This window comes from Croceitalea marina (assembly GCF_042684265.1).
Lineage (GTDB): Bacteria > Bacteroidota > Bacteroidia > Flavobacteriales > Flavobacteriaceae > Croceitalea > Croceitalea marina.
In genome coordinates this window covers 341195-363131 of record NZ_JBHULB010000006.1, presented here as the reverse complement: position 1 = coordinate 363131, position 21937 = coordinate 341195, and the positions used below count along the sequence as shown (strand labels likewise).

The 21937-nt window shown below is 40.0% G+C and carries 24 protein-coding genes; 13 read left to right on the top strand and 11 right to left on the bottom strand.

Annotation, left to right across the window (positions count from 1 at the left end; translation table 11 throughout):
* Window positions 1-26: 26 nt before the first annotated feature.
* From ACFSQJ_RS03735 to ACFSQJ_RS03695, 9 genes are all read right to left on the bottom strand, one after another.
* Window positions 27-2468: an ABC transporter permease gene (locus tag ACFSQJ_RS03735; RefSeq protein WP_377765662.1), complete on the bottom strand. Its 2442-nt coding sequence runs from the start codon at window positions 2466-2468 to the stop codon at window positions 27-29.
* A gap of 135 nt (window positions 2469-2603) precedes the next feature.
* A complete protein-coding gene (locus ACFSQJ_RS03730; protein ID WP_377765660.1) occupies window positions 2604-4751 on the bottom strand; it encodes a hypothetical protein in 2148 nt (715 codons plus the stop codon).
* A gap of 81 nt (window positions 4752-4832) precedes the next feature.
* Complete coding sequence (locus tag ACFSQJ_RS03725; protein ID WP_377765658.1) at window positions 4833-5399, bottom strand: hypothetical protein; 567 nt, start codon at window positions 5397-5399, stop codon at window positions 4833-4835.
* Window positions 5400-5417: 18 nt separating this feature from the next.
* Window positions 5418-5981: a hypothetical protein gene (locus ACFSQJ_RS03720; protein WP_377765656.1), complete on the bottom strand. Its 564-nt coding sequence runs from the start codon at window positions 5979-5981 to the stop codon at window positions 5418-5420.
* Window positions 5982-6008: 27 nt separating this feature from the next.
* Window positions 6009-6584 carry a collagen-like triple helix repeat-containing protein gene (locus tag ACFSQJ_RS03715; RefSeq protein ID WP_377765654.1) on the bottom strand — a complete coding sequence of 192 codons (576 nt, stop codon included), beginning with the start codon at window positions 6582-6584 and terminating at the stop codon, window positions 6009-6011.
* 69 nt (window positions 6585-6653) lie between these two features.
* Entirely contained in the window at window positions 6654-7250 is a 597-nt protein-coding gene (locus tag ACFSQJ_RS03710; protein ID WP_377765652.1) for a hypothetical protein, read from the bottom strand.
* Between the two features lie 78 nt (window positions 7251-7328).
* On the bottom strand, window positions 7329-7919 hold the full coding sequence (locus ACFSQJ_RS03705) for a collagen-like triple helix repeat-containing protein (RefSeq protein ID WP_377765650.1): 591 nt from the start codon (window positions 7917-7919) through the stop codon (window positions 7329-7331).
* 70 nt (window positions 7920-7989) lie between these two features.
* Window positions 7990-8616 carry a hypothetical protein gene (locus tag ACFSQJ_RS03700; RefSeq protein ID WP_377765649.1) on the bottom strand — a complete coding sequence of 209 codons (627 nt, stop codon included), beginning with the start codon at window positions 8614-8616 and terminating at the stop codon, window positions 7990-7992.
* Window positions 8617-8693: 77 nt separating this feature from the next.
* Window positions 8694-9287, bottom strand: coding sequence for a collagen-like triple helix repeat-containing protein (locus tag ACFSQJ_RS03695; RefSeq protein ID WP_377765647.1), 594 nt, complete (start codon window positions 9285-9287; stop codon window positions 8694-8696).
* Window positions 9288-9612: 325 nt separating this feature from the next.
* Here ACFSQJ_RS03695 and ACFSQJ_RS03690 point away from each other — a divergent pair, with 325 nt between their 5' ends.
* From ACFSQJ_RS03690 to ACFSQJ_RS03630, 13 genes are all read left to right on the top strand, one after another.
* Window positions 9613-10353: a LytR/AlgR family response regulator transcription factor gene (locus tag ACFSQJ_RS03690; RefSeq protein ID WP_377765645.1), complete on the top strand. Its 741-nt coding sequence runs from the start codon at window positions 9613-9615 to the stop codon at window positions 10351-10353.
* Between the two features lie 26 nt (window positions 10354-10379).
* Window positions 10380-11924, top strand: a complete 1545-nt coding sequence (locus tag ACFSQJ_RS03685; RefSeq protein ID WP_377765644.1) for a histidine kinase — start codon at window positions 10380-10382, stop codon at window positions 11922-11924.
* Window positions 11925-11935: 11 nt separating this feature from the next.
* Entirely contained in the window at window positions 11936-12637 is a 702-nt protein-coding gene (locus tag ACFSQJ_RS03680; protein WP_377765642.1) for an SIMPL domain-containing protein, read from the top strand.
* 49 nt (window positions 12638-12686) lie between these two features.
* Window positions 12687-13010 carry a hypothetical protein gene (locus ACFSQJ_RS03675; RefSeq protein ID WP_377765640.1) on the top strand — a complete coding sequence of 108 codons (324 nt, stop codon included), beginning with the start codon at window positions 12687-12689 and terminating at the stop codon, window positions 13008-13010.
* Window positions 13011-13034: 24 nt separating this feature from the next.
* Window positions 13035-13544, top strand: a complete 510-nt coding sequence (locus ACFSQJ_RS03670) for a GNAT family N-acetyltransferase (protein ID WP_377765638.1) — start codon at window positions 13035-13037, stop codon at window positions 13542-13544.
* Window positions 13541-14632 (top strand): WG repeat-containing protein, encoded by a 1092-nt coding sequence (locus tag ACFSQJ_RS03665; protein WP_377765637.1) that lies wholly within the window; start codon window positions 13541-13543, stop codon window positions 14630-14632. The genes ACFSQJ_RS03670 and ACFSQJ_RS03665 overlap by 4 nt, the downstream gene beginning before the upstream one ends.
* Window positions 14629-14958 (top strand): hypothetical protein, encoded by a 330-nt coding sequence (locus ACFSQJ_RS03660; RefSeq protein WP_377765635.1) that lies wholly within the window; start codon window positions 14629-14631, stop codon window positions 14956-14958. Before ACFSQJ_RS03665 ends, ACFSQJ_RS03660 begins: the two co-directional genes overlap by 4 nt.
* Window positions 14959-14977: 19 nt before the next feature.
* On the top strand, window positions 14978-16879 hold the full coding sequence (locus ACFSQJ_RS03655; RefSeq protein WP_377765633.1) for a hypothetical protein: 1902 nt from the start codon (window positions 14978-14980) through the stop codon (window positions 16877-16879).
* A 26-nt stretch (window positions 16880-16905) separates the two neighbouring features.
* Entirely contained in the window at window positions 16906-17355 is a 450-nt protein-coding gene (locus ACFSQJ_RS03650; RefSeq protein WP_377765631.1) for a response regulator transcription factor, read from the top strand.
* Window positions 17356-17652: 297 nt separating this feature from the next.
* Window positions 17653-18321 (top strand): FMN-binding negative transcriptional regulator, encoded by a 669-nt coding sequence (locus tag ACFSQJ_RS03645; protein ID WP_377765629.1) that lies wholly within the window; start codon window positions 17653-17655, stop codon window positions 18319-18321.
* A gap of 112 nt (window positions 18322-18433) precedes the next feature.
* Window positions 18434-18862, top strand: coding sequence for a MarR family winged helix-turn-helix transcriptional regulator (locus ACFSQJ_RS03640; protein WP_377765627.1), 429 nt, complete (start codon window positions 18434-18436; stop codon window positions 18860-18862).
* Between the two features lie 59 nt (window positions 18863-18921).
* Window positions 18922-19425 (top strand): DOMON domain-containing protein, encoded by a 504-nt coding sequence (locus ACFSQJ_RS03635; RefSeq protein WP_377765625.1) that lies wholly within the window; start codon window positions 18922-18924, stop codon window positions 19423-19425.
* A gap of 71 nt (window positions 19426-19496) precedes the next feature.
* Window positions 19497-19931 (top strand): nuclear transport factor 2 family protein, encoded by a 435-nt coding sequence (locus tag ACFSQJ_RS03630; RefSeq protein WP_377765623.1) that lies wholly within the window; start codon window positions 19497-19499, stop codon window positions 19929-19931.
* A 159-nt stretch (window positions 19932-20090) separates the two neighbouring features.
* On the opposite strand, the gene ACFSQJ_RS03625 is transcribed toward ACFSQJ_RS03630, so the two are convergent.
* The gene (locus ACFSQJ_RS03625) at window positions 20091-20522 is read right to left on the bottom strand and encodes a GNAT family N-acetyltransferase (protein ID WP_377765622.1); all 432 of its coding nucleotides are present in this window, start codon (window positions 20520-20522) and stop codon (window positions 20091-20093) included.
* Between the two features lie 71 nt (window positions 20523-20593).
* Window positions 20594-21811, bottom strand: coding sequence for a site-specific integrase (locus tag ACFSQJ_RS03620; protein WP_377765620.1), 1218 nt, complete (start codon window positions 21809-21811; stop codon window positions 20594-20596).
* Window positions 21812-21937 lie beyond the last annotated feature (126 nt).

Genomic DNA, 21937 nt, shown 5'->3' with positions numbered 1-21937 from the left:
AGACCTGTTGTTTTATCTTTTCTAAATTAGTTTTGTGCATTATTTCCCAATGTTTTTGATGGATTCAATAGTGCAACCTTATAGGTCTGAAAGCCGATGGTAATCAGGGCCAAGACCATGACAAGACCCAAGGCCACTAATAAGGTCCACCAAGGGAATTCAATACGGTAGCTATAATTTTCCAACCATTGCTGCATGGCAAAGAACAATAGGGGAACGCTGATCAATGTTGCCATGGCCACGAGATAAACAAAGTCTCTGTAAAAAAGCAGTACAATCTGCTTTATCGAGGCACCGAGCACTTTCCGTACCCCAACTTCTTTGGTGCGCTGTGCGGTCATAAATGCTGCTAGACCGAACAAACCGAGGATGGCAATACAAATGGCAAAGACGGAGAAAACACCAAAAACTTGACCGAAGCGCTGTTCTTCTGCATAGAGTTTGGCAAATCGGTCATCCAGAAAATTATATTGAAGTACTGCGGTAGGAAAAAAAGCACGCCACTTCTCATTAATATAGTCTAAGGAACTGGCCATGTTTTCAGGCCGTATTTTTACCATCATATTTCCGTATCCCCAGCCACCGCCATATCCCCAATCCGAAAAATAGGCAGTTGGTTCAATGGCACTTTTCAAAGAGGTACGATTTACATCTTTTACAATGCCGATGATTTCATAGGCAATACTGCTTTGGTCTTTACCGTAACGTATGCGCTTTCCAATGAGCGATTCATTGACCTGTAGCCCCAAATTTTCTATAAAGGCCTCATTTACAATAACCGCTTGGGCATCATCAGCGAAGTCTTTTTTGAAGTTACGTCCTGCCAGTAAGTCCATTTGAAGCAATGGGATTGTTTTTTCATCAATTCCAAGGCTGTAGAAGGTGCCTTCGGTTACTTCCGTCAGCCCGATCAATTGCACTCCTGCGCCCGATGAATTGATATCGGCACTGCCTCCACCTGGTAAATTGGTTAAAACAGCGGTTGAGAGTACGTTGCTATTTTTTTTCAGTTCGTCCTCAAAATTAGTTGCCTTTTTCAGTGCCGATTTCCATGAATCCGCTTCTAGCTCGGGCAGGCCAAAGCCAATAACCTGATTTATGTTCATTCCCTTGTCCTTGGAACGCATATAATCCACTTGGGTGACGACCACCAAGGTGGCACTGATCAGTAGAATGGATATGGCAAATTGAATCACCACAAGCCCCTTACGTAGAAAAACACCTTTTTTAGAATGCCTGAACTTCCCCTTGAGAACCGTTACGGAATCGAAGCCCGACATGAGCATGGCTGGGTAAGCCCCTGAGATAACGGTGCCAATCAAAAAGAAGATAAAAAGGCGTTGGATAAAGAATGTATCCTTCCAAATGTCCACCAATATTTCCTTACCCACCAGATTATTGAATAACCCAGCCAATAATACACAAAGAATATAGGCAACAAAAGCAGCAATGAAGTTGATAAGAACAGATTCTAAAAAGAACTGGGTGCCCAATTGCCAACGGTTCGCTCCGATTACCTTTCGCAGCCCAACTTCTTTTGCACGGTTTATGGCCTTCGCCGTCGAGAGGTTGATATAGTTCACCCATGCAATCACTAAAATGAACAGCGAGATGAACATTAGAATTTGCACAGATCTTGCGTTGCCGTGAACTTCGGGCTCGTAGGTAAAATCAGAATATAAGTGAATACGCTCCAGAGCTTGTAAATTGAGTACCAATTTGGTGTCCGAGCCGATATATTTTTTGGAAAGCTCAGATAATTGTGGTCTTAATTTGGTTACATCCGTATCTGGCAGAAGACGTAAATAGGTGTAGTAGTTGAAGCCACTCCAGCCATCTTCTTCCAAACGCTCCTTTATACTGACGATGGACATCAGCATCTCAAATTTATAGTGGGTGTTGGGGGCAATATCTTCAATAATGGCAGCCACATTGAATGATCTGTTAAAATCGTTATGTATAAAAAGGATTTCACCAACCGCATTTTCCTTGTTGAAATATTCAAGGGCCTTGGATTTTGTCAAAATCAGTTGATTGGGTTCCTGTAATTTAGCGGCACTTCCATAAAGAACTTCGTAGTCAAAAAAGTCAAGAAAGTTCTGGTCCACGCCCAAGACCAGAGGCTCTTGTAATAAGTCTGAATTATTTGTAAAAACAAGGGGGCCGAATTTAAAGGTGGTGGTGTGGCCTACCACCTCAGGTAACTCTTCTTCCAAGGCTGGCCCGGAAGGATAAAAAGACATGGCGTCACGAACCCTTATTTCACCGTCAACGACCTGATCTGATGTCAATCGGTAAATATTTTCGAATTCAGTAAACTGTTTATCGTAATTTTTTTCAAAAGTAATATAAGACGATACCATAAGATAGGCCACAAGACCAAGTGCCAACCCAAAAACATTAATGATGGTGTAAAACTTATATTTTACAAGGTTTCTGAACGATATTTTAAAATAGTTGCGAAACATAGCATGGATTTAAAAAATGCGATAGTAAATCAATGGCCATTGTATGATGATACTACCCATAAGGTTATCGTTAAAAATATTGATCATCTCAATCACAATTTCATAACCTATTGTTATTTAATATTTTACATCTTATTATTTTAAACCCAACCATGACACAGCATTTCGGATAATTTGTCCGTAATTACTTCCGGCCTCATAGTTTTCCTTTCGTTCACCCGGCTGCAAAAACACCAATTTGCCGAAGACGCCGTCACCGTTATCATCAAAATATTTAATATGGCCAGAGGTATGGGGGTTGGGCGTTCCGGCTATCGTGTGTGAAAAGAGCGGTATAATTTCGTTGATTTCATGGCCAAAATTTGCACTCGGTTTAAATTCAATATTGTTATAGATTTCATCATATATGGTGATATTGGGGTAATGCGAATAGCTTGGATTACCACTTTGATAAGGGCCTGAAGTCCAATTTGCAGGGCTTTGTAAGGCAGTTTCAAGGGCGGCAATACCGTAGGTTGTTATAAAATGCCCGTGATTGGTGGCCACTAAGTTATAGCTGGTCAAGTTGGAACCGGACCACGTAGATGCCCCGGATTCTATTTCAAACAGCTCGTCGGTGATAATGTCCTTTCCATTATCATCATATAGGCCATGGTGAATGCCCAATATATTGCCTCCATTATCTGCATACTCCAATAGGGCGTTCTGCAAATTGACCGATACCCCACTGGCCCAGTGTTTATAGAAAATGATAACGTCATAAACACCTAAGAAAGCCCTGATTTCATCTACGGAATCTTCATTATAAGGAAGATCGTCCGTAATGTTCACCTCTTCGACACTAAAATTAAAATCGTCCATAGGTGAACTATTCTCCAACAAATCCTGTAAATGGGTATAGTCCGCTGGTAGGTCATCGGGCAAGGTTCCAAAATTACAGGGAATATCATTGGTGGTTGTATTACTGGCATCACAGTCCTCAGGGTTTACAGGACCACCATGAAGAACGAGTACCGATAACGCACTTGAAAGGTCGGAAGCCATAGGATGCGTTTCAATAGTATTTAATAGCGATTTGGCTGCGTGGGCGACCGTTTGGGAATACCAGTCCCTTGTGGTCAGTACCTTATAATCGCCTGCATTGGAGCCAAAGGAGGAATGGGGGCTGGATATGGTTACCCGATCTGAACTGCCAAAGGCCAAATCACCTGTTTCTTCACCACGGTAATTGACATTGAGCAGTGCTAGATTCTTGGCCGTTTCAGATTCTGGAAATCCCGTGGCATAACCATCTTTTAGAAGACTGTAGCCCAAAGACTCCAAACCCGGTCCGGAAGTACCGGGTATTCGCCAAAATGGGGCCAAAGAGGCTCCATGGCATTGCGCCATGACCGGTTTTCCCTGAGATAGGGCGTCAAGGGCCAGGGCATTCAATTTTTCGGCCGTGGCCTGTATCGATTCTGCGCTTACCGTTCGATCACCTGTACCTTGTGCGGTATATGTTCCATCTACGCGATAGTCTTGGGCTCCGGTGCCACCAACGATAATCAGGGCATCATAAGATGCCATGTTCTCAATATCTAAAATACTTCCGTTAACATTGACAAAAGGAGGATTGGGTAGCTCATTGTCCACAGAGTTCCAAGTGGCGCCAAAGGACTCCTGAAACTGGGAAAGAAAAATATCATGACCTACACTGGGGAGGCTGGTGGAAACAATCCCTCCTGTGAGGGTATAGACTGCTGCGGGCTGCTCATTGGCGCTGCGTACATCAACGGTATAACCAACGGCCTCCAAAGCCCTGCGCATGATAATATATTCCGAATAGTAGGCATCTTCGTGTGAAATGAACAGGAGTACGTTTTTATCAGTTAGGCCGGTATCCGGTTCTGGTAAGAAACCTACGGTGACTTCATAATCTTGTGTTGAACCGTCTTCTGCGGTGACCGTATAAACTATGGGATTCATGAAATCTTGAACTCCTTTTGGTTCATAGTCCGCATTGGGTGACACTTCAATGGTAGGGGTTAGGGCCGATCGGTCAGCCCTAAAAGGAACAAAAGCGGCCACACTAAAGGCGGTCTGTTCGATGTCGCCCACCACATCTTCAGTAAGCTCAGTATTGTCTTCTGCCCTAAATCCAAAACCAATAAGCACTTTATCTGAAGGTAAACTAAGCTCGTTATCGGGCACAGTAGTACCATTGCCATCATCGGTATTGCACGAGTATTGGACGATTGCCATTAAACTGATCAGTAGGTATGTTAACTTGGGGTGTTTCATAGTTTAAGGGTTTTATAGTAGTAGAACCTTCCCGATCCAGTCAATGAAATCGGGAAGGGTGGCACCAACCATCAACCAACATTAATCCGTAATGTTAAAGATTGTCGCTATTTCTGAATAGGTCATTTTTGAGTAGTCTAGCTGTGCTGATTTTCCCATAGTGTCGGGGGTACCTCCATCAATGAGTACATATCGGTAACTCTCTAAAGCTGGCACAGGTGCCAATAGGGTCAAGGTCACTTGTACTGCCAGTATACCTGGAGTATCAATTGCATAGGTATGGATTTGGCCGTTACTGCTAGAAAAATAAACGGGCAGTGGATAGACCTCAGTGTTTTCCCTTCCGAACACTAAAATGACCCCATTATCCATGATATCTTGGGTCAAATCTGGTGCCTCAATGGTAAAACGCGTAACTTCTTGCGTTAATGGATTGGGAAAGCCAGAGGTAATCCAAGGGGAGTAAGTTACATTTTCAGTCCCTTCAGGACCTTGTTGCCCAGCTTCACCCTGCAGGCCTTGCTCGCCCTGTGGCCCAACAGACCCATCGGCCCCATCTTCGGAGGAACAGGAAACCAAGGATAGTATCAAACCAAAAATTATGGTGATACCTATGTTACGAAATTTAAAATATGATAGTCGTTTCATCGTATGAATTCTTTTTGATTAATCGGTAATGCCAAAATATTGCGCTACTTCTGAATAGCTCATTTTGCTAAAATCTTGTGCAGGGGCTTTACCCGTTTCCTGTTCTGTACCAGGGATGATGATATAGCGAACGCTTTCTATCAAGGGTGTCGTAGAACCCATTTCTGCAATGTTGACCACAAGAATGCGAAGTTGATCATCGTCTGTAATTGAAAAATTATATGCCTGTCCAATAAGAGGGTTCTCAAAGGGTAAGGGTGTAACTTCTTTTGACGTTAATTGAGCATACACAAATAAAGCTCCATTTTCTTTAAGCAATGAAGTGAATTGCTGAGAATCGATGTTGAAACCGGAAAGACCATTAGGCAATGGGTTTTCTAACTCGGATGGAATCCAATCGGAATAGAAAAAATCAACAGTTCCCGTTGGACCGACCTCTCCTGCTTCTCCCTGTTCGCCCTGTGGACCCTGAAGTCCTTCCAGACCAGCATCACCATCAGAACAGGCAGTGATTGCCAGTAATGGCAATAGGACAGAAAAAAAGTGTTTTAAGCCATAGTATGTTTTGTGAAAATTCTTCATCGTAATGTGTTTAAGGTATGTCTATCGTTAATCTTGAATGTCAAAATAGGCGGCGACTTCTTCATAGGTCATCGTATTTAAATCTTTGTTTGCACCTTTGCCCGAGTTTTCGGTACCCCCGGGAATCAAAACATAACGGTATTCCTCAGCCAGTAAGAAAGATGCCGTTCCTGGTGCAGGCCTATTAACGGAAATGGTCAGTTCATTGAGGGCCATTGAAAATTGATATTCTCGGACAACAAAGCCAGAGTCTAATTCAAAAGGTAATTGCCATAGGGCAAAAGTCCCATCAGATTCAGTCTCTAATTTGGCAAAGACCAGAACAATACCTTCGTCAATCATACGCTGACTGAGAGAAGGTGCATTAACGGTAAAACTGCTGGTGCCGACGGGCAAGGGGTCGGGAAATTGCGTAGGAAACCAGTCTGAATAGATGACGGTACCCACCCCGGTTTCACCTACAGGCCCGGGTAAACCTTGCTCGCCCTGTGGGCCGTCTGCGCCGTCCATACCATCTTCGCCTGAGCAGCCCGTTAGAATTACTGAACAGCACAAAGGCAATAGGACGCATGACTTTATAAGATATTTAAAACGTTGTTTCATGGTGTTATTGTTTTGTAAAAAGACTGCCCTCACTCTTAAAAGGGTTTGAAGAATGAGGGCAATCCCGTTTTATAGATTAAAATACGCCACGACCTCATCGTAGGTCATTTTGGTAAAGTCTACTGTCGTACCGTTTTTTTCAGTGGTGTTGCCGGGGTTGGGAATGATAACATAGCGGTAATCTTCGATTAGAGCTCCGTTTCCATCTAAATCAATCAATTCATTTACCGTAGAAACAATTATCGTTAGCTCTCCCAATCTTTGTTGAAAGCGAAACTCAAAGTCATTGTCGATAAGTGCTGGTAGACGTTCTATGATTTGATTTTCCAAAAGGTCTTCCCTTCTACCAAACACCAAGACCAGACCAGTATCCATTATATCTTGGGATAGCTCTGAGGCATCAATGGTAAAACTGGCGCTGGTCGCAGTTCCAAAATCTTCCTTTAGCTCGGAATTAATCCATTCCGAAGCAAAATAACGTTCAGGGCCAAGCTCGCCCGGTTCCCCTTCGGATCCTTGAGGCCCTTGGTCGCCAACCAATCCTTGCTCTCCTGCAGGACCTTCAGGTCCAATAGGGCCATCCTCTGATGAGCAGCCCACCAGTAGTGTCAATAACAGTGACAAGCACAGGATGCAGCCTTTAATTTGAATTATATGTCCTTTCATAATCGATTTAATTTTATTGTGCTTCTTTTTAATTCCTCCTTATACCTTAGCTTAAAAGAGATAATCAAGTACATTATTTTATTTTTCTAAATAGGCCATAAGCTCTTCATAGCCCATCTTGGTATAATCTACACTTTGTCCCTTGTTTGCTCTAGTCGCGTTACCAGGATTGGGTATGATGACATAGCGATAGTCATCTATCAACTGGGCATTTTCATTGATATTATCAAATTCTACTGCGGTGGAAACAAGAACATTCAGTTCGCCCACCCTTTGCTGAAACCTAAAATTGTAGCTATTGTTTAAAAGTACAGGCAGGCTTTCTATAATATCATTGTCAAAAGCATCTGTACGCCTGCCGAACATTAAGATTAGACCTGTATTCATAATCTCTTCGGTAACTTGCGGTGCATCTATAAAAAAGCCTGCGGTGGTGGTGGCGGGATAATTTTCTTCAAATTCATTAGGGATCCAACTAGAAGAAAAATACTCTACAGAACCAGGTTCGCCTTGTTCCCCCTGTGGTCCTTCGGGTCCGGCAACTCCTTGCTCACCTTGTGGGCCAGCAGGCCCTATCGGGCCTTGATCGCCATCGTTGGAACAAGAAATAACCAAAGCGGTGATGCATAGTACACTAAGAATTGATTTAAAAAATTTCATTTGTTTCATAATTGAATGATTTAATTATAGATAAGGTTTACTTGTTGGGAAACTCGTTTTGTTCAATAGGTATATTCCGTCAATCTTTGATCTCAAAGAGTTCGGCAATTTCTTCGTAGCTCATTTTGGTGTAGTCCTTCACAGCTGACTTTCCAGAATTGGATTGCCCACCTGGAATGAGGACATAGCGGAAATCTTCAAAAAAATCAAAACCACCGTCCCCATAAAGAAGGGTGGCATCTACAAATAAAGAAGATTGGGTTGCCGCGCCTGCTGTTAACCTCACCGAATATTGAACTGATTCAGACGCCCCTGATACAGTATGAGGTAATTGATAAATATCGTTTAAAACAGCGTTTACGGGACGACGCCCATACACCAACAACACATCGGTTTGAGCATCAAAATCAGAATTGAGAAGGTTATCGAGCAACATCGAATCAAATGCTGAGGTTTCAAAATCTGCGGGAATCCAATCGGAAAAGATGACATTGGCCGTACCGGGTTCCCCATCCTGCCCATCTTGACCGTCCTGTCCGTCCTGTCCGTCCGCACCAGGAATTCCTTGCTCACCTTGTTCGCCTTGTGGGCCTTCGGGGCCTTCTGGGCCAATAGAGCCTTGGTCACCGTCTATGGAGCAAGAAAATAACACAGCTGTGATACATACTGTTGTAGCAATTGTTTTTAAAAAATTAATTTGTTTCATGATAAAATAATTTTAATTAGGAATTAAGTTTACGTTTTGGGAACTTGTTTTATATAGGATAGGGAGACATCAAATCATCAATCTTTTATATCAAAGAGTTCAGCAATTTCTTCATAGCTCATTTTGGTGTAGTCGGGAGTAGAATTACTTGACTTTGATGCTTCGGAAATGGGTTGACCATCCATGATGACCACATAGCGGTACTGATCAAAATAGTCAAATTGACCATCACTAAAGTTGTTTGGAGCATCGGCGTAAATAAAAAGCTCATTGCCGTTGTCTAAAAAAGACCAGTAGTATTCATCATCGGTAACCTGATAAAAGGGAAGTAAAAAAATGGATGCATTACCATCAGTATTAACTCGACCATATACCAGCACCAAATCGGTTAGTGCATCTAATTCTTCAATAGGAATTTCACCCAAGTCTTGAAAACTAAAAGTTCCAATACTACTAAAACTTTCATCTATCCATTCTGAATAAAACACATTGGCCGTGCCATCTTCACCATCTTGTCCATCCGCTCCCGATGGGCCTGGCACTCCTTGTTCCCCTTGTGGGCCTTCGGGGCCAATAGGGCCTTGGTCACCGTCTTTGGAGCAAGCGAAAAGAAGACAAACAATGCATGGGATGAACAATGATTTCTTCAAAAAAAATTTGAATATGGTCATGGGCAAGATTTTGAATAGGTTGTTTCTGTTGTTGGGAACTTTCGTTTCAGACTTTGTTACATTTTATATGCATCTAGCCTAAAGTTTGTTTTGAACCAAAACTATTTTATAAAACCTTCTGTTTCAGTTGAATTCGGATGGATGGTACAAACCAATTTGTCAGCTATATGGTTATCTTTATAGATGGTCAACAAACTGCCGATTGGACCATTTGTGCATTTCATACAGCTACATGACCATTGATACACTAGTTCTTACGGTTGGTCATTATTGCTAAAATAAAACGCCAACTAGATCGTACTTTGAATGTAAACTGAACCAACACATGATCCGAGCCATTATTATAGACGACGAGCTGGCGGCCGTAAACAATTTGAATTGGGAGCTGCAAAAGTTTTCCAACTACATTAAAGTTGTGGAAACGTTTACGTCGCCAGTTGAGGCCATATCCGGTATCAATTATCTAAAGCCCGACTGTGTTTTTTTGGATATTGAAATGCCTGAAATGAATGGCTTTGCTCTCCTTAAAAAATTGGAGTTCCGCAATTTTGCCGTAATCATTACCACGGCTTATAACCAATATGCTATTCAGGCCATCAAGGAGAATGCACTGGATTACCTTTTAAAACCCATTGGTGGTGACGAGATAAAGGATATCATTGAAAAGCTCAAAAACCAAAGTAGCCCGCAACAATTGCAACATCAGTTTCAAGAAACCATGAAGGCCTTGTCGTCGGTGAATACCGTGAAAATGATTCAGATCCCTGTAAATGGAAAGATCGTATTCATCAAAGTGGACGAGATTATTTACTGCCAGTCTGATGGTAATTATACCCGCATATTTCTGGACACGGGCAAAAATAAGTACGTTTCTAAAAAGTTGAAGGAAGTGGAAGAGCTACTTCCGGAGAGCCTTTTTTTTAGAATACATAATTCATACATCATCAACACCCTCAAAGTAATGGAATACTTTAAGGGAGACGGGTATGTGGTGTTGAGCAATGAAGAGAAGATTCCCGTATCGCGAATCAAAAAAGATGCCTTTCTGGAAAAGATGTCATTTTGAGCAGTATGAAAGGCAAATCACATATTATGGAGTTTTTGGAGAACGGCAGTCAGAATGGCCTTGGCTTTTTGGTGGTAGCTGTGCTTTTCTATCTTTTCGTGTTTTTCCTCATCCAATATTTTCAGCACGAAAAACGCTTTTATCTATGGTACAGTCTATATGCTGTGGTCAATGGTATAAGTCTGATGCGGCATGTTAAGGGGGTGTTCTTTACTGATTTTTTTGAATCTTCTGAGGGGCTACGGTTTTCCATGGATTTCCATTATCCAGCCCAATACTTAGGTACGGTCCTGTTCACCTATTTCGTGGTTGAAATCATGCGGTTGCGGGAGAGCTTTCCAAAATCGATTAGAATTATAGATTATTACTATGGTACCAGTGCAGCTGTGTATCTCATATTATCAACCTTGTTCATTTTTGACCATCAGAACATGGTCGTTCGATATTATCATGCTTTTGTTCATATTCCCTTGGGGTACGGAGTATTCTTTTGGACGCTTTTTATGGTTTTCAATAAGCGAATGATTATCAAGCCTTACATTCTTTCGGGTATGTTGGTTTTGGGTATTTCATACCTACTGCTGTTCATTACCACTATTAAAGAGGTTACCGTTGACGACCAATACCTGTATATTTTTTATATCGGTATTTTGGTTGAAAGCCTTTTGTTCGCCCTTGCCATTGGCCTAGAGCAAAAAATGGTCTACATACAGAATGTTGCCATTCAAAAAAAGTTGGTCTCCCAATTGGAGGAAAACCAAATCATAAAGAACGGTATCAATCGTGCCCTTTCTGAGGAGCTGGAACTTACCAAGAGCAGCGTTTTGGAACTTTCGGAAGAGGCGCAAAGGGAACGCACCGAAAAACTGACCTTAAAATTCGAGAACAAGTTTTCCCAATTGCGGTTGGATGCCCTTCGGAGTCAAATGAACCCCCATTTTATTTTCAACGCCCTGAATTCCATAAAAAGTTATCTCATTTTAAACGATCAAGAAAGGGCAGTATACTACCTCGGGCGATTTTCAAAATTGATTCGTAGTCTTCTGGAGAATTCCAGAAAGGAAGAGATTTCATTGGCTGAAGAGCTCAAAACCCTGAAAATGTATATGGAGATTGAGGGTGACCGGTTTAAAAATGATATGGCAATCACGATTGATGTTGATAAATCTTTGGATGTCCATAACATAAAGGTTCCCGCTTTGTTTTTACAGCCCTTTGTTGAAAACGCGATTTGGCATGGATTGACCACAAAAAGGGGTAAAAAGGAATTAAATATTACGGTGTACAAAACGACAGCTTCCCCCAAGTGCATTTCCATACAAATTGAGGACAACGGTATTGGTAGACAGGCGACCCAAAAAAGAAATGCCCAGAACCCCCTTAAAAAGGAGTCTTTGGGCCTAAAGCTCATAACCGACCGTTTGGAACTTTTTTCCAAAAAAAATGGGAAGAACTATTCCTTTCAAATTAAGGATTTGTTCGATGATACGGGCAAGGCAACTGGCACGGTTGTAGAGATAAAAGTGCCGTATGAAAGCAATGAAATATTGCAAAAAATGAATACAGATTAAAATGTAAATACATGAAAATTAATTGGTTAAAAGTAGTACTGGTTTCCGTTTCCATAGCAGTTGCGGGATACTTTATAGGAAATATGCATAAAACAGCCAAACAGTATGACCGTTTTGTACAGGTAAAAGGCCTATCTGAGAGGGAGGTAGACGCTGATCTGGCCGTTTGGCCCATAAATATCACTTTAACGGCAAATAACTTAATGACGCTGAAAAAGGATATTGAAAACCAAAACGAAGCACTCTATAACTATTTTGTAGAACAAGGTTTTAAGAAGGAGGAATTGACCCAGGGAAGTACCAATATCAATGATACCTGGTCAGACCTGTATAATAATAAGAACGCACAGTTCAGGTATTTGGCAAAGTCGGAGTTTACGGTTCGAACGAAAAATATCGGTCAGCTTCAAAAAGCACTTTCCGAATCTACAGACCTTATGACCAAAGGAATATTGATAAGTTCCAAAAATACATGGAGACCCATTGAATATATTTTTGATGGTTTAAACGACATCAAACCTTCCATGATAGAAGAGTCCACCAAAAATGCACGTGAGGTAGCGGATAAGTTTGCCCTTGATTCCGATTCTAAGGTGGGCAAGATACGCATGGCAAAACAAGGTCTTTTTACCATAAGTGACCGCGACTTGAATACGCCACAGATAAAAGTGGTCAGGGTGGTCTCCACCATTGACTTTCAATTGGAGGATTAGTTACCCTAAAAAAGAGTATTTAGAACCCAATACGATTTTACCGATAGTAATGACGGAATTGCTTATACATTTTCGAGAATCTGAGTGGGAATATCCCAAAAAAGGCGTGGCTCAAAAAGTCTATTCTTTTGGTGGCAGACAACTGCGATTGGTACGATTTGACGATGGTTTTAGGGAGGAATATTGGTGTCAAACAGGTCATGTTGGGTATGTTTTGGAGGGTGAAATGGTCATTGACTTTGAAGATAGATTGGAATACTACAAAAAGGGAGATGGACTATGGATAGAGGAAGGTTCAGGTCAAAAGCATTGTTTGTTTATACCAAAGAACAAATTTGTCGAGCTTATTCTCTTTGAAACCAAAAACCAATAAAGGACCCAAATATTGTAAAGAACTATGATAAAGTTGAGATTGGCCACCATAGATGACCTTGAATTGCTAACTTATTGGGAGACTAAACAACATGTTATAGACAGTGATCCGAATGATGATGAATGGAATTGGGAACTGGAACTTAAAAGGAATCCTGAGTGGAGGGAACAGTTGATTGCAGAGGTAAATGGTAAGCCTGTTGGAGTGGTACAGATTATAGACCCCGATAAAGAAGAAACACAGTATTGGGGTAATGTGGAACAAAATAAAAGGGCAATAGATATATGGATTGGAGAGGAAGAAAACTTGAACCGCGGATATGGTACCCTAATGATGAACTTGGCTATCGCCAGATGTTTTGAAAATCCAGTAGTGGCTAGCATTCTTGTGGACCCACTTCAAAGCAATATCAAGGCACATCGGTTTTATAAAAGACTGGGATTTGAATTTATTGAGGAACGAGAATTTGACGGTAATGTTTGCCTCGTCTATGAATTAAAAAGAACTGTTGAAAATAGCGCTGAAATACAATGAAAACCTTCCTAACATATCTCATAGGGCTTATTGGGGTAGTGGTTTATCCTCAAAATCCTGAGGTGTGGATTGCATTTAAAAAGAAAGATTCACAGTTGATTGGTTTTAAGGATTCAAAGGGTCAAATAAAAATTGAGCCTAAGTTTATGGGGTTTACCATTGCCAAAAAATTTGAAGATATCATTGCCGTAATGGAAGAAAAAGAAACTGGCTACAAGACTTATTACCTAACCAAAACAGGTGAAAAAGTCGGAAAGGATAGCCTGTTCATTTATGATAATAGGGCCGATTGTGAGCATGAGGGCTACATAAGGTTTAGGGATAAGAAAACGGATAAGGTAGGGCTATTCAATAAGGATGGAAATGTTGTTATCCCTGCTGTCTATGATGCGCTTTCAAGGGCACATGATGGTTTGGTTTGGGGACTAATGGGGGCACAAAAGAAGTGTTTGGACGAGCACAATAAACATGGGTGTGAACACTTTAGTTGGGAAGGTGGAGAGGAGTTTTTAATAACCACGCAAAACAAGATTGCCGTAGTCGGTTTTAAACATGCCGGTAAACTTGATATGTATTCTATGACTGTTGAAAGCGAAGCCACCACCGATACAACCAAAAAGAGTTACAAAGGCCTAAATGGCAAGTACTACACCTTTCTTGATGTTGAGAGGAACTTTAATCGTTGGATGAAAAATAAATTACTACCTCATCTCAGGGCAAGTAAGGCAGCTGGTTTCATGCATGATAGCATTACCTCATGGAACGAAACAATCGGATGGGTAACTGAACCTAGAAAGGAGTTTGGTTCAAACCATTTTAAAGAACTTAAAAAGAGCCTATTTCAAGTAAAAAAAAGAGGTATGGATTTTTTCGTCACTCGCAATGGTTTGAATCCATTCATCTATGATTCGCCTGGTTTTGAAAAATATTTTACTAATTGTGGAGAAGCTAGAATTGAAAAATACCCGGTAATGACCTTAGTTCTAAACCACTCAAAGGATGGGGCCCGACAGGATCATTTTGAGTTTTTAAAAACGGATAACGGTTATCGTTTGATAGGTATGTCCCTTCAAAATGATATGGAATGAATCGAAAAGTAAAACTATTCATACTCCTTATGAATTTTATGGTGTTGTTTTTCCTTTTTCAAACGGAGTTTGGACCTAATGCTTGGAGGTTGCTCACTGGCAACGGCTATGACATACCCGTGGAAAGTTCAATTTTCGAGTTTAAAGTAACCCAGATGAACACGGGAAGCGGCGATTATTGGCTTTATGGAGAAGACAATGAGAATTATTATACGAAGATGGAAAATAGGGATAATGTGCCATACAAGGCCATATCCAAAAACGTGGCGTCAACAATCCAAAGTTTTAAAAGCTTGGACTACACCACATGGAATTTAACCGAATAATAATTTAAAATTAAGAGTTATGAATTCTATTGTCAGATTCGTATTTGTTTTGTTCTTTTTCTCATTTTGTTTTTTTCAAACGGGGTGCTCCTCAGATAGTATTGAATCCGTGGGTTCCGAAGACCCTATTTCAGAAGACCTGCCCCCAGCACCAGATGAACCCGATGTCGATACTGGCGACATTGAATTGGGCATATCGGGTATATCAGTAGCTGACTTTAATCTACCGCCGCAGGATGCTGATGGATTTACCGTATTGGTGCCTAATGCAGACAGTCAATTTATTTATGTGCATGCTACCAATGGCAATGACGAAACAGGTCAGGTTTACCAGGCCAACAACCCTACCATCGGTAATGACCCCACAAACCCAAGTGGTGAGGTACAAGCTTTTGCCACCATTGCCGCGGCTTTTGCGCAAATGAGGGAGGGAGAGCCGGATTGGTTGCTCTTGGCTGCCGGAGAGCATTGGGAAGAATCACTTGATTTAAATAGAGGCAGGTCTGCTTTAGAAAGATCGGTGGTTACGGCTTATGGTGAAGGTGATCGACCCCAACTAAGGACAGGCACAAACAGGGGTATAAGATCTGGACAGCCACGATTTGTTATACTCTCTGGAATTAATTTCTGGGCACATACACGTGATGATGAAAGTGATTTATTTGTCTCCTATGCTTCTGAAAATGACACCAAGAGTTTTAGGATCTTTACTTTTGCGAACGAGGCGGCTAAAATTGAGGATGTCCTCATCGAAGACTGTGTATTTAGATCTTATGTAACTGCCGAGGTATTGGGTTCGACCGCACCAGATTTCCCTATGGAACGTGTGGTATTCAGAAGAAATATTTTTTCTAGAAACTATTCTTCAGGTATTGGGATTGTGCATTCTCAAGGTATTTACCATGATGGGTCTAATGATAACGGCCAACCGGTATTTTTGTTGGAGGAAAACACCTTTGATCATAATGGCTGGAGAATACAGGCTGACCCCGGTTTTGATAATAATCCATTGGATGGCCGGGCAACGGGTTTTAATCACAACATCTATTTTTCATCAGTAAAAAATGTAGTCGTTCAGGGCAATTTCTTCTTGAGAGGTTCTTCAGCAGGAAACAAATGGAGGTCAGATACCGAGGGAAGTTCTCACAATGTATTGATTAATAATAATTTGTTTTTTGATAACGAAGTATCGCTCAGCATTGGAGGAAATGATCGTGAAAGCTATAGATTTCAAAACTTTGAAGTCATCAACAATGTCATTACCGATATGGGGTTGTCAAGACCTACGAATAGGGAATTGGGTTGGGGCATTGATTTTAACGATGTGTTGAACGGTATTGTGGATAACAACATCATTACACGGCAGGAAAACCCAGAAGTGACAACCGTTTTTGCCATGGCCGTTTATGCCACGCAGGGATCCCAAGCAGACGCATTGCAGATCAGCAACAATATTGTGTATAACATTGATGCAAATCTTGCTGCCACACCCAATTGGGGTTCAGGCGTCGTCAGGATGGGTGGTGATATAACGAATGTTCAATTTGAGGGTAATCAATTTTATTTTAATGGAGGGCAGTCAGGTACGTTGCTGACCTATTTCTCGGCCGATGTTGATTTTGATGGCAATCAATACTTCAGTGCCTTGGAGAGCGATAGATGGTTTGCTTTTAATGAGGAATTCATGAGTCTTGAAGCATGGCAAACTCAGGTGGAAGCAGGTGCTACTCTATTGGACGTTTCCCAATGGCCAAACCCAGATAGAAATATTGATAGCTATATTAGCACCATTGGTTTAGGTTCGACCAATGAGGATTTCATTGATGCGCTATACCAACAGTCCAAAAACAGTTGGGACACCCGTTTATCAGCACCAACGGTAAACGCTTGGATACGATCAGGTTTTGGAAGCAATGAATAGTTACTTATATGTTCGCTAACATAGTAATGGAATCAAAGAATATGCTATCAAAATATCAGAAATATTTTATTGGAATTGCCATAGTATTATCATCAATAGCAATTTCAATAAGATCTAGTGAAGGAAAAGTTAGTTTAATCTTAGGTGAATACCCATTCGTTATTTTTTTATTGGTAGTATTTAGTTCATTTTTAGTTATAGTATATTTTCAAATTAATAGAAGAAAAATTTCAAGGCTTTCAAATCAAATCAGGGAGCAGTCAAAGATTAAAAGTGAAGAAGCTGATGCGCTTCTCAATGAATTGACAGAGAGACAAAAGGAAGTCTATGATTTAATTATTTTGGGAAGGACAAATAAAGAAATAATGACTGAGCTATTCATCGAACAAAGCACGCTGAAATCTCACATTAATCAGATATATAGAAAAACTAATATTAAAAGTCGGGGTGAACTGAAGTCAAAAGTGAAACGTTGACAGTCAGTATTTTGCATAAATATCAACCCTTTATCAACCCCAAATTACTTGTTTAAATGAATCACTAAATACAAATTGCGACAATAAATCTTTAATTAAAACTACACTGATATGAAAAGTTATTTATTGTATATCGCAATTTTTTTACTAATTCTTTGTCTACCATTAAGAGGTAATGAAAACGAAGTTCGATGGCTATGGGAGGGCCTTCCTTGGATACCCTTGACATTGATATTTATCTCATTGATGTGTATGGGGTTCTATTTGCACAAGAAAGAAAGAATTAAATAATATAGTATGTATAATTTTTCATATTTCAAGGAAAAAGACCAGAGCAAAATTTTGGATTTTATAGAAGATAATCCGTTTGCATTTTTAACCGGTAGTGATGCCTCAGGGAATCAAGTAGGAACTCAAACTCCTATTTTAGTTGAAGAACGGCAAGGAGAGTTGTTTTTACAAGGGCACATCATGCGTAAAACAGACCATCACAAGGCGTTTGTCGAAAATGCACAAGCATTAATTGTGTTTACAGGTCCCCATACGTATGTGAGTGCTTCTTGGTATTCAAATCCTAAAATTGGTTCCACATGGAATTATATGAGCGTGCATGTTGGTGGTGAAATGAATTTTATGTCTTCCGCCGACCTAGTCAAGTTTATGAAGAAATTGACTTTAAAATTTGAAGGAGGAAATAATCAGTCTCCCACATATTTCGATAACCTTCCTGACCATTTTTTGGAAAAGATGATGCCAGCGATTGTTGGATTTGAAATTAAGGCAGATAACATTCAGAATGTCTTTAAATTGAGTCAGAATAGAGATGAAGAAAGCTATCATAATATCATTTCACAACTTGAACAGCAAGGAGGAAATGCTACTTTAATCGCTGCAGAAATGAAAGATAGAATTACGGAATTATTCCCACCTGGTGCGGTGTGGGATCCGGACCAATTTGATTCTTAGAATGATGAATTTATAACAAGCCTTTTTGGAGGGTTAGTTGAAGTACTTCTTCAGGAACTTCATATTATTACATCAATTGTTGATGTATCAATAAAATTAGTATATTTGGTCCATGCAAAGAATTGAAGATGTTATATTGTTTCAAATAGATTGGACGAGCAAGGTTTCAAAACAATACTCCCAAAGCGAATTTGACAGGTTGTGCCTGGGCATTACCGTTGAACAATGGATCATATTGAAGATAGTTTCTGAGTCTACCGCAGTATCACAAAGGGAACTGGCAAACAAGTCCCATCGAGATCCAGCATCCATTACCCGCACACTTGATATTCTGGAAAAGAAAGGGTTGTTAATAAGAGAGGCCATTCCAGATAATAGGAGAGCTTATAATATCGGTTTAACAAAAAAGGGAGAAAAATTTATTAAAAACAATATGGAATTGATAAATATCCATCGAGCCAATAGTATCAAGGGCCTATCCAAAGAAGAGATTGGAACGCTAAGTGAGATACTTGGAAAAATAAGAAAGAATATGAGTTGATATTTTTTATTCTTTAAATTGATATATCAACAATTGATGATAAATATAATTGCAATATAATGAAAAAACTAGTTTTTGTTTTGTTAATATTCATTACTTCAAAACAGTGTACGGCACAAGACATTCCCAAGAAAGTAATTTCCAAAAATGGAATGGAGGTGAGTTGGTATTTTGAAAAAGACACTGTTCATTTTGAAATGACCGCTCCAACAAAAGGTTGGGTAGCTATAGGATTCAACACACATTCAGGCACTCAGGGAACGTATCTTATCATGGGGAATGTCGTCAAAGGACGACCTAATGTTGTGGAACATTATACGCTATCTCCCGGTAACTATAAAACCATAGAGTCCCTAGGTGGGGTGGTACAGCTGAAAAGTATTTCGGGTATTGAAATCAACAACAGTACGATGCTTCAATTTTCATTGCCAAAAGACTTTACTAGTACCCATCAAAGAAAATTATCTGAAAATACTCAATACACCATGTTGATTGCCTACAGCCAGCAAGATGATTTTCAACACCATTCTATCATGAGAACTTCAATAAAAGTCAAACTTTAATTAGATGCCAATGAAATGATGAAAACATAATTATTCGCTGTCCTTATAGATTAAACAAAAAAACAAAAAACATGAAAAATAATAATTTAGTATTGATTGTCTTTGCCCTGATGTTTATTACTGGTTGTGTCGCCCAAGATGATGACAATTCCAGGATTAAAGCAGTTATTACCCAGTTTTCAAAAGCCGGGGACAATAATGATGCAGTGATGTTGGAAACATGTTTGGATGATAATTACAGAATTGTAATGAATCGTTTATTCGGTAGTTCTGATGTCTCTGTTATGGACAAGGCAGTTTATTTGGATAAAATACATTTAAAGGAATTTGGTGGTGATTCAAGGATCTTGACCATTGAAAAAATTGTCTTGAATGAAACAACAGCAAGCGCTAAAGTAGTTCTAAAAGGAACGAAATCGACATTTACATCGTTGTTTGCCCTTGTTAAGGACACACAGGGGAATTGGAAAATAATAGGTGAGATGCCCATAATGCAGCAGATATAACTACTTCTGGTTATTTTGAGAAGATAGGTCTGTGGTGCTAACTCCATGGGCCTATTTTATTGATACCCAAATCTTCAAAATTCCATCCCTGCAAAGTTGTGAAATTTGTAAAAAGATATTTTGCCCAGCTTTTGGTCTTGGAATTGTTCTGCCATTAAATCACCATTTTTTACCTATGATTTCCAGATAACTCATTCCGCTTCCAAATATCTCATTTGGGCATTTCGTGAAACCGTACTTTTTATAAAACTCTTCCTTGTTTGGAGCCGCTAAAAGTCCAATACTTGATTGTGGTAAGGCATTCTCTTTTAAATAGGTTCTAATACCATCCATTATGATGTTTCCATAACCTTTTCCCATGGCTGTAGGATGAACAATAACATCTGAAACATAAAAGAATAAAACCCCATCTCCTACAATTCTTCCAAAGCCAACTAGTTCTCCATTGTCTAGGATACTAATTGAGAATACTGAATGCTTTAAGCTCTTTTTTGCCGTCTTCTCGTTTATATTTCCCCATCCAGCGTATTTCCTTAATCTTACATACTCCGAAGGAGTAGGCAACCGATTTTCTAAAACCTCCTTTCCCATCGTGTTCCTGTTCTAATTATTCTCACTTAATACTTCGGTATTATTTGGTCTGAGCCCAGAAAGTGTTTGCCTTACATTTGCGCTAGCTTTTTCTTCAGTATGGCCATGTCATCCGATACTTTTTCATTAATGATTTTGGCATAGTGTTGTGTGGTTCTCAGGTTTTTATGTCCCAACATCTTTCCTACGGTTTCAATGGGTACGCCATTGGAAAGGGTTACCGTTGTGGCAAAGGTATGACGTGCCAAATGAGTGGTCAGATTCTTTTTTATGCCACAAAGGTCGGCAATCTCCTTTAGATAAGCGTTGGCCTTTTGATTGCTAAGAACAGGCAATACACAATCGCCGTTTACTACATTGGGATGGTCTTTGTATTTTTCTAGGATGGTAAGGGCAGTGGGGAGTAGGGGAATGCTAAATTTTGCATCTGTTTTGGTTCGTTTTGCCTCTATCCATAACTCTCCATCAATATTTCTGACCAAATTATCTTGAGTCAGTTTCTTAACATCAATATAGGCTAGTCCTGTGTAGCAACAGAAAACAAACATATCTCTAACCATATCAATGCGTGGCCAGTTAATGTCAAGATCTACTAGACGTTGTAGCTCTTCCGTGGATAAAAATTCACGATCGACCCATTTGAATTTTACTTTGTAATTGTAAAAGGGATCTCTCGCCAACCAGCCATTCGCCACCGCCAGACGGATAATCTTCTTAAAATTATTGATATACTTCAGAGCACTGTTATGATTGCAGTCTTTAACAGATTTCATAAAGTATTCGAAACGGGCAATGAATTTTAGGTCTACATCTTGGACAGGCAAATCTTCCCGTTTGTATTCATGGCGTATAAATTCCGCGATATGGTTTCTTGTGGTGAAGTACCGTTTCCAGGTACCGATGGCAAATTCCTTGTCCACCAGTTTTCTCATTTGGCGGTTGTGTTCGTCAAATACCACAAGGAGCATTTTAATTTCTTTGTCTTTGCCTAGATAAATATTTTTGATATCGATAGCAGTAAATGGATTCCCTTCCTCAACGAATTGAAATTGAATCTTGTTTATCTTGGCACGAATCATATCAAGATACTGATTTAATTGAACAGCTTCCATACCGGAACCACGCATTCTTCCTGTTTTGGCATTCCACTTTTCAGGGTCTACTTTACGAGAAATACTTAGTTCACTTCGCTTGCTATTTACAGTCAAACGCAGGTATATCGGTACTTTTACGTGTTTTTCGAAATGTTTACCTTTTAAGTAAAATAGCTGTGAGAAAGAATTATTCATTTTTCGTTCCTTTTTAAACGTGTATCAAGTTACAAAAAATAAAAATATCTATTTTATAATTAACATAAAATCAGTAAATTACAAAGAAATCGGTGAGTACTTTGTCTAATATAAATACTCACCGAA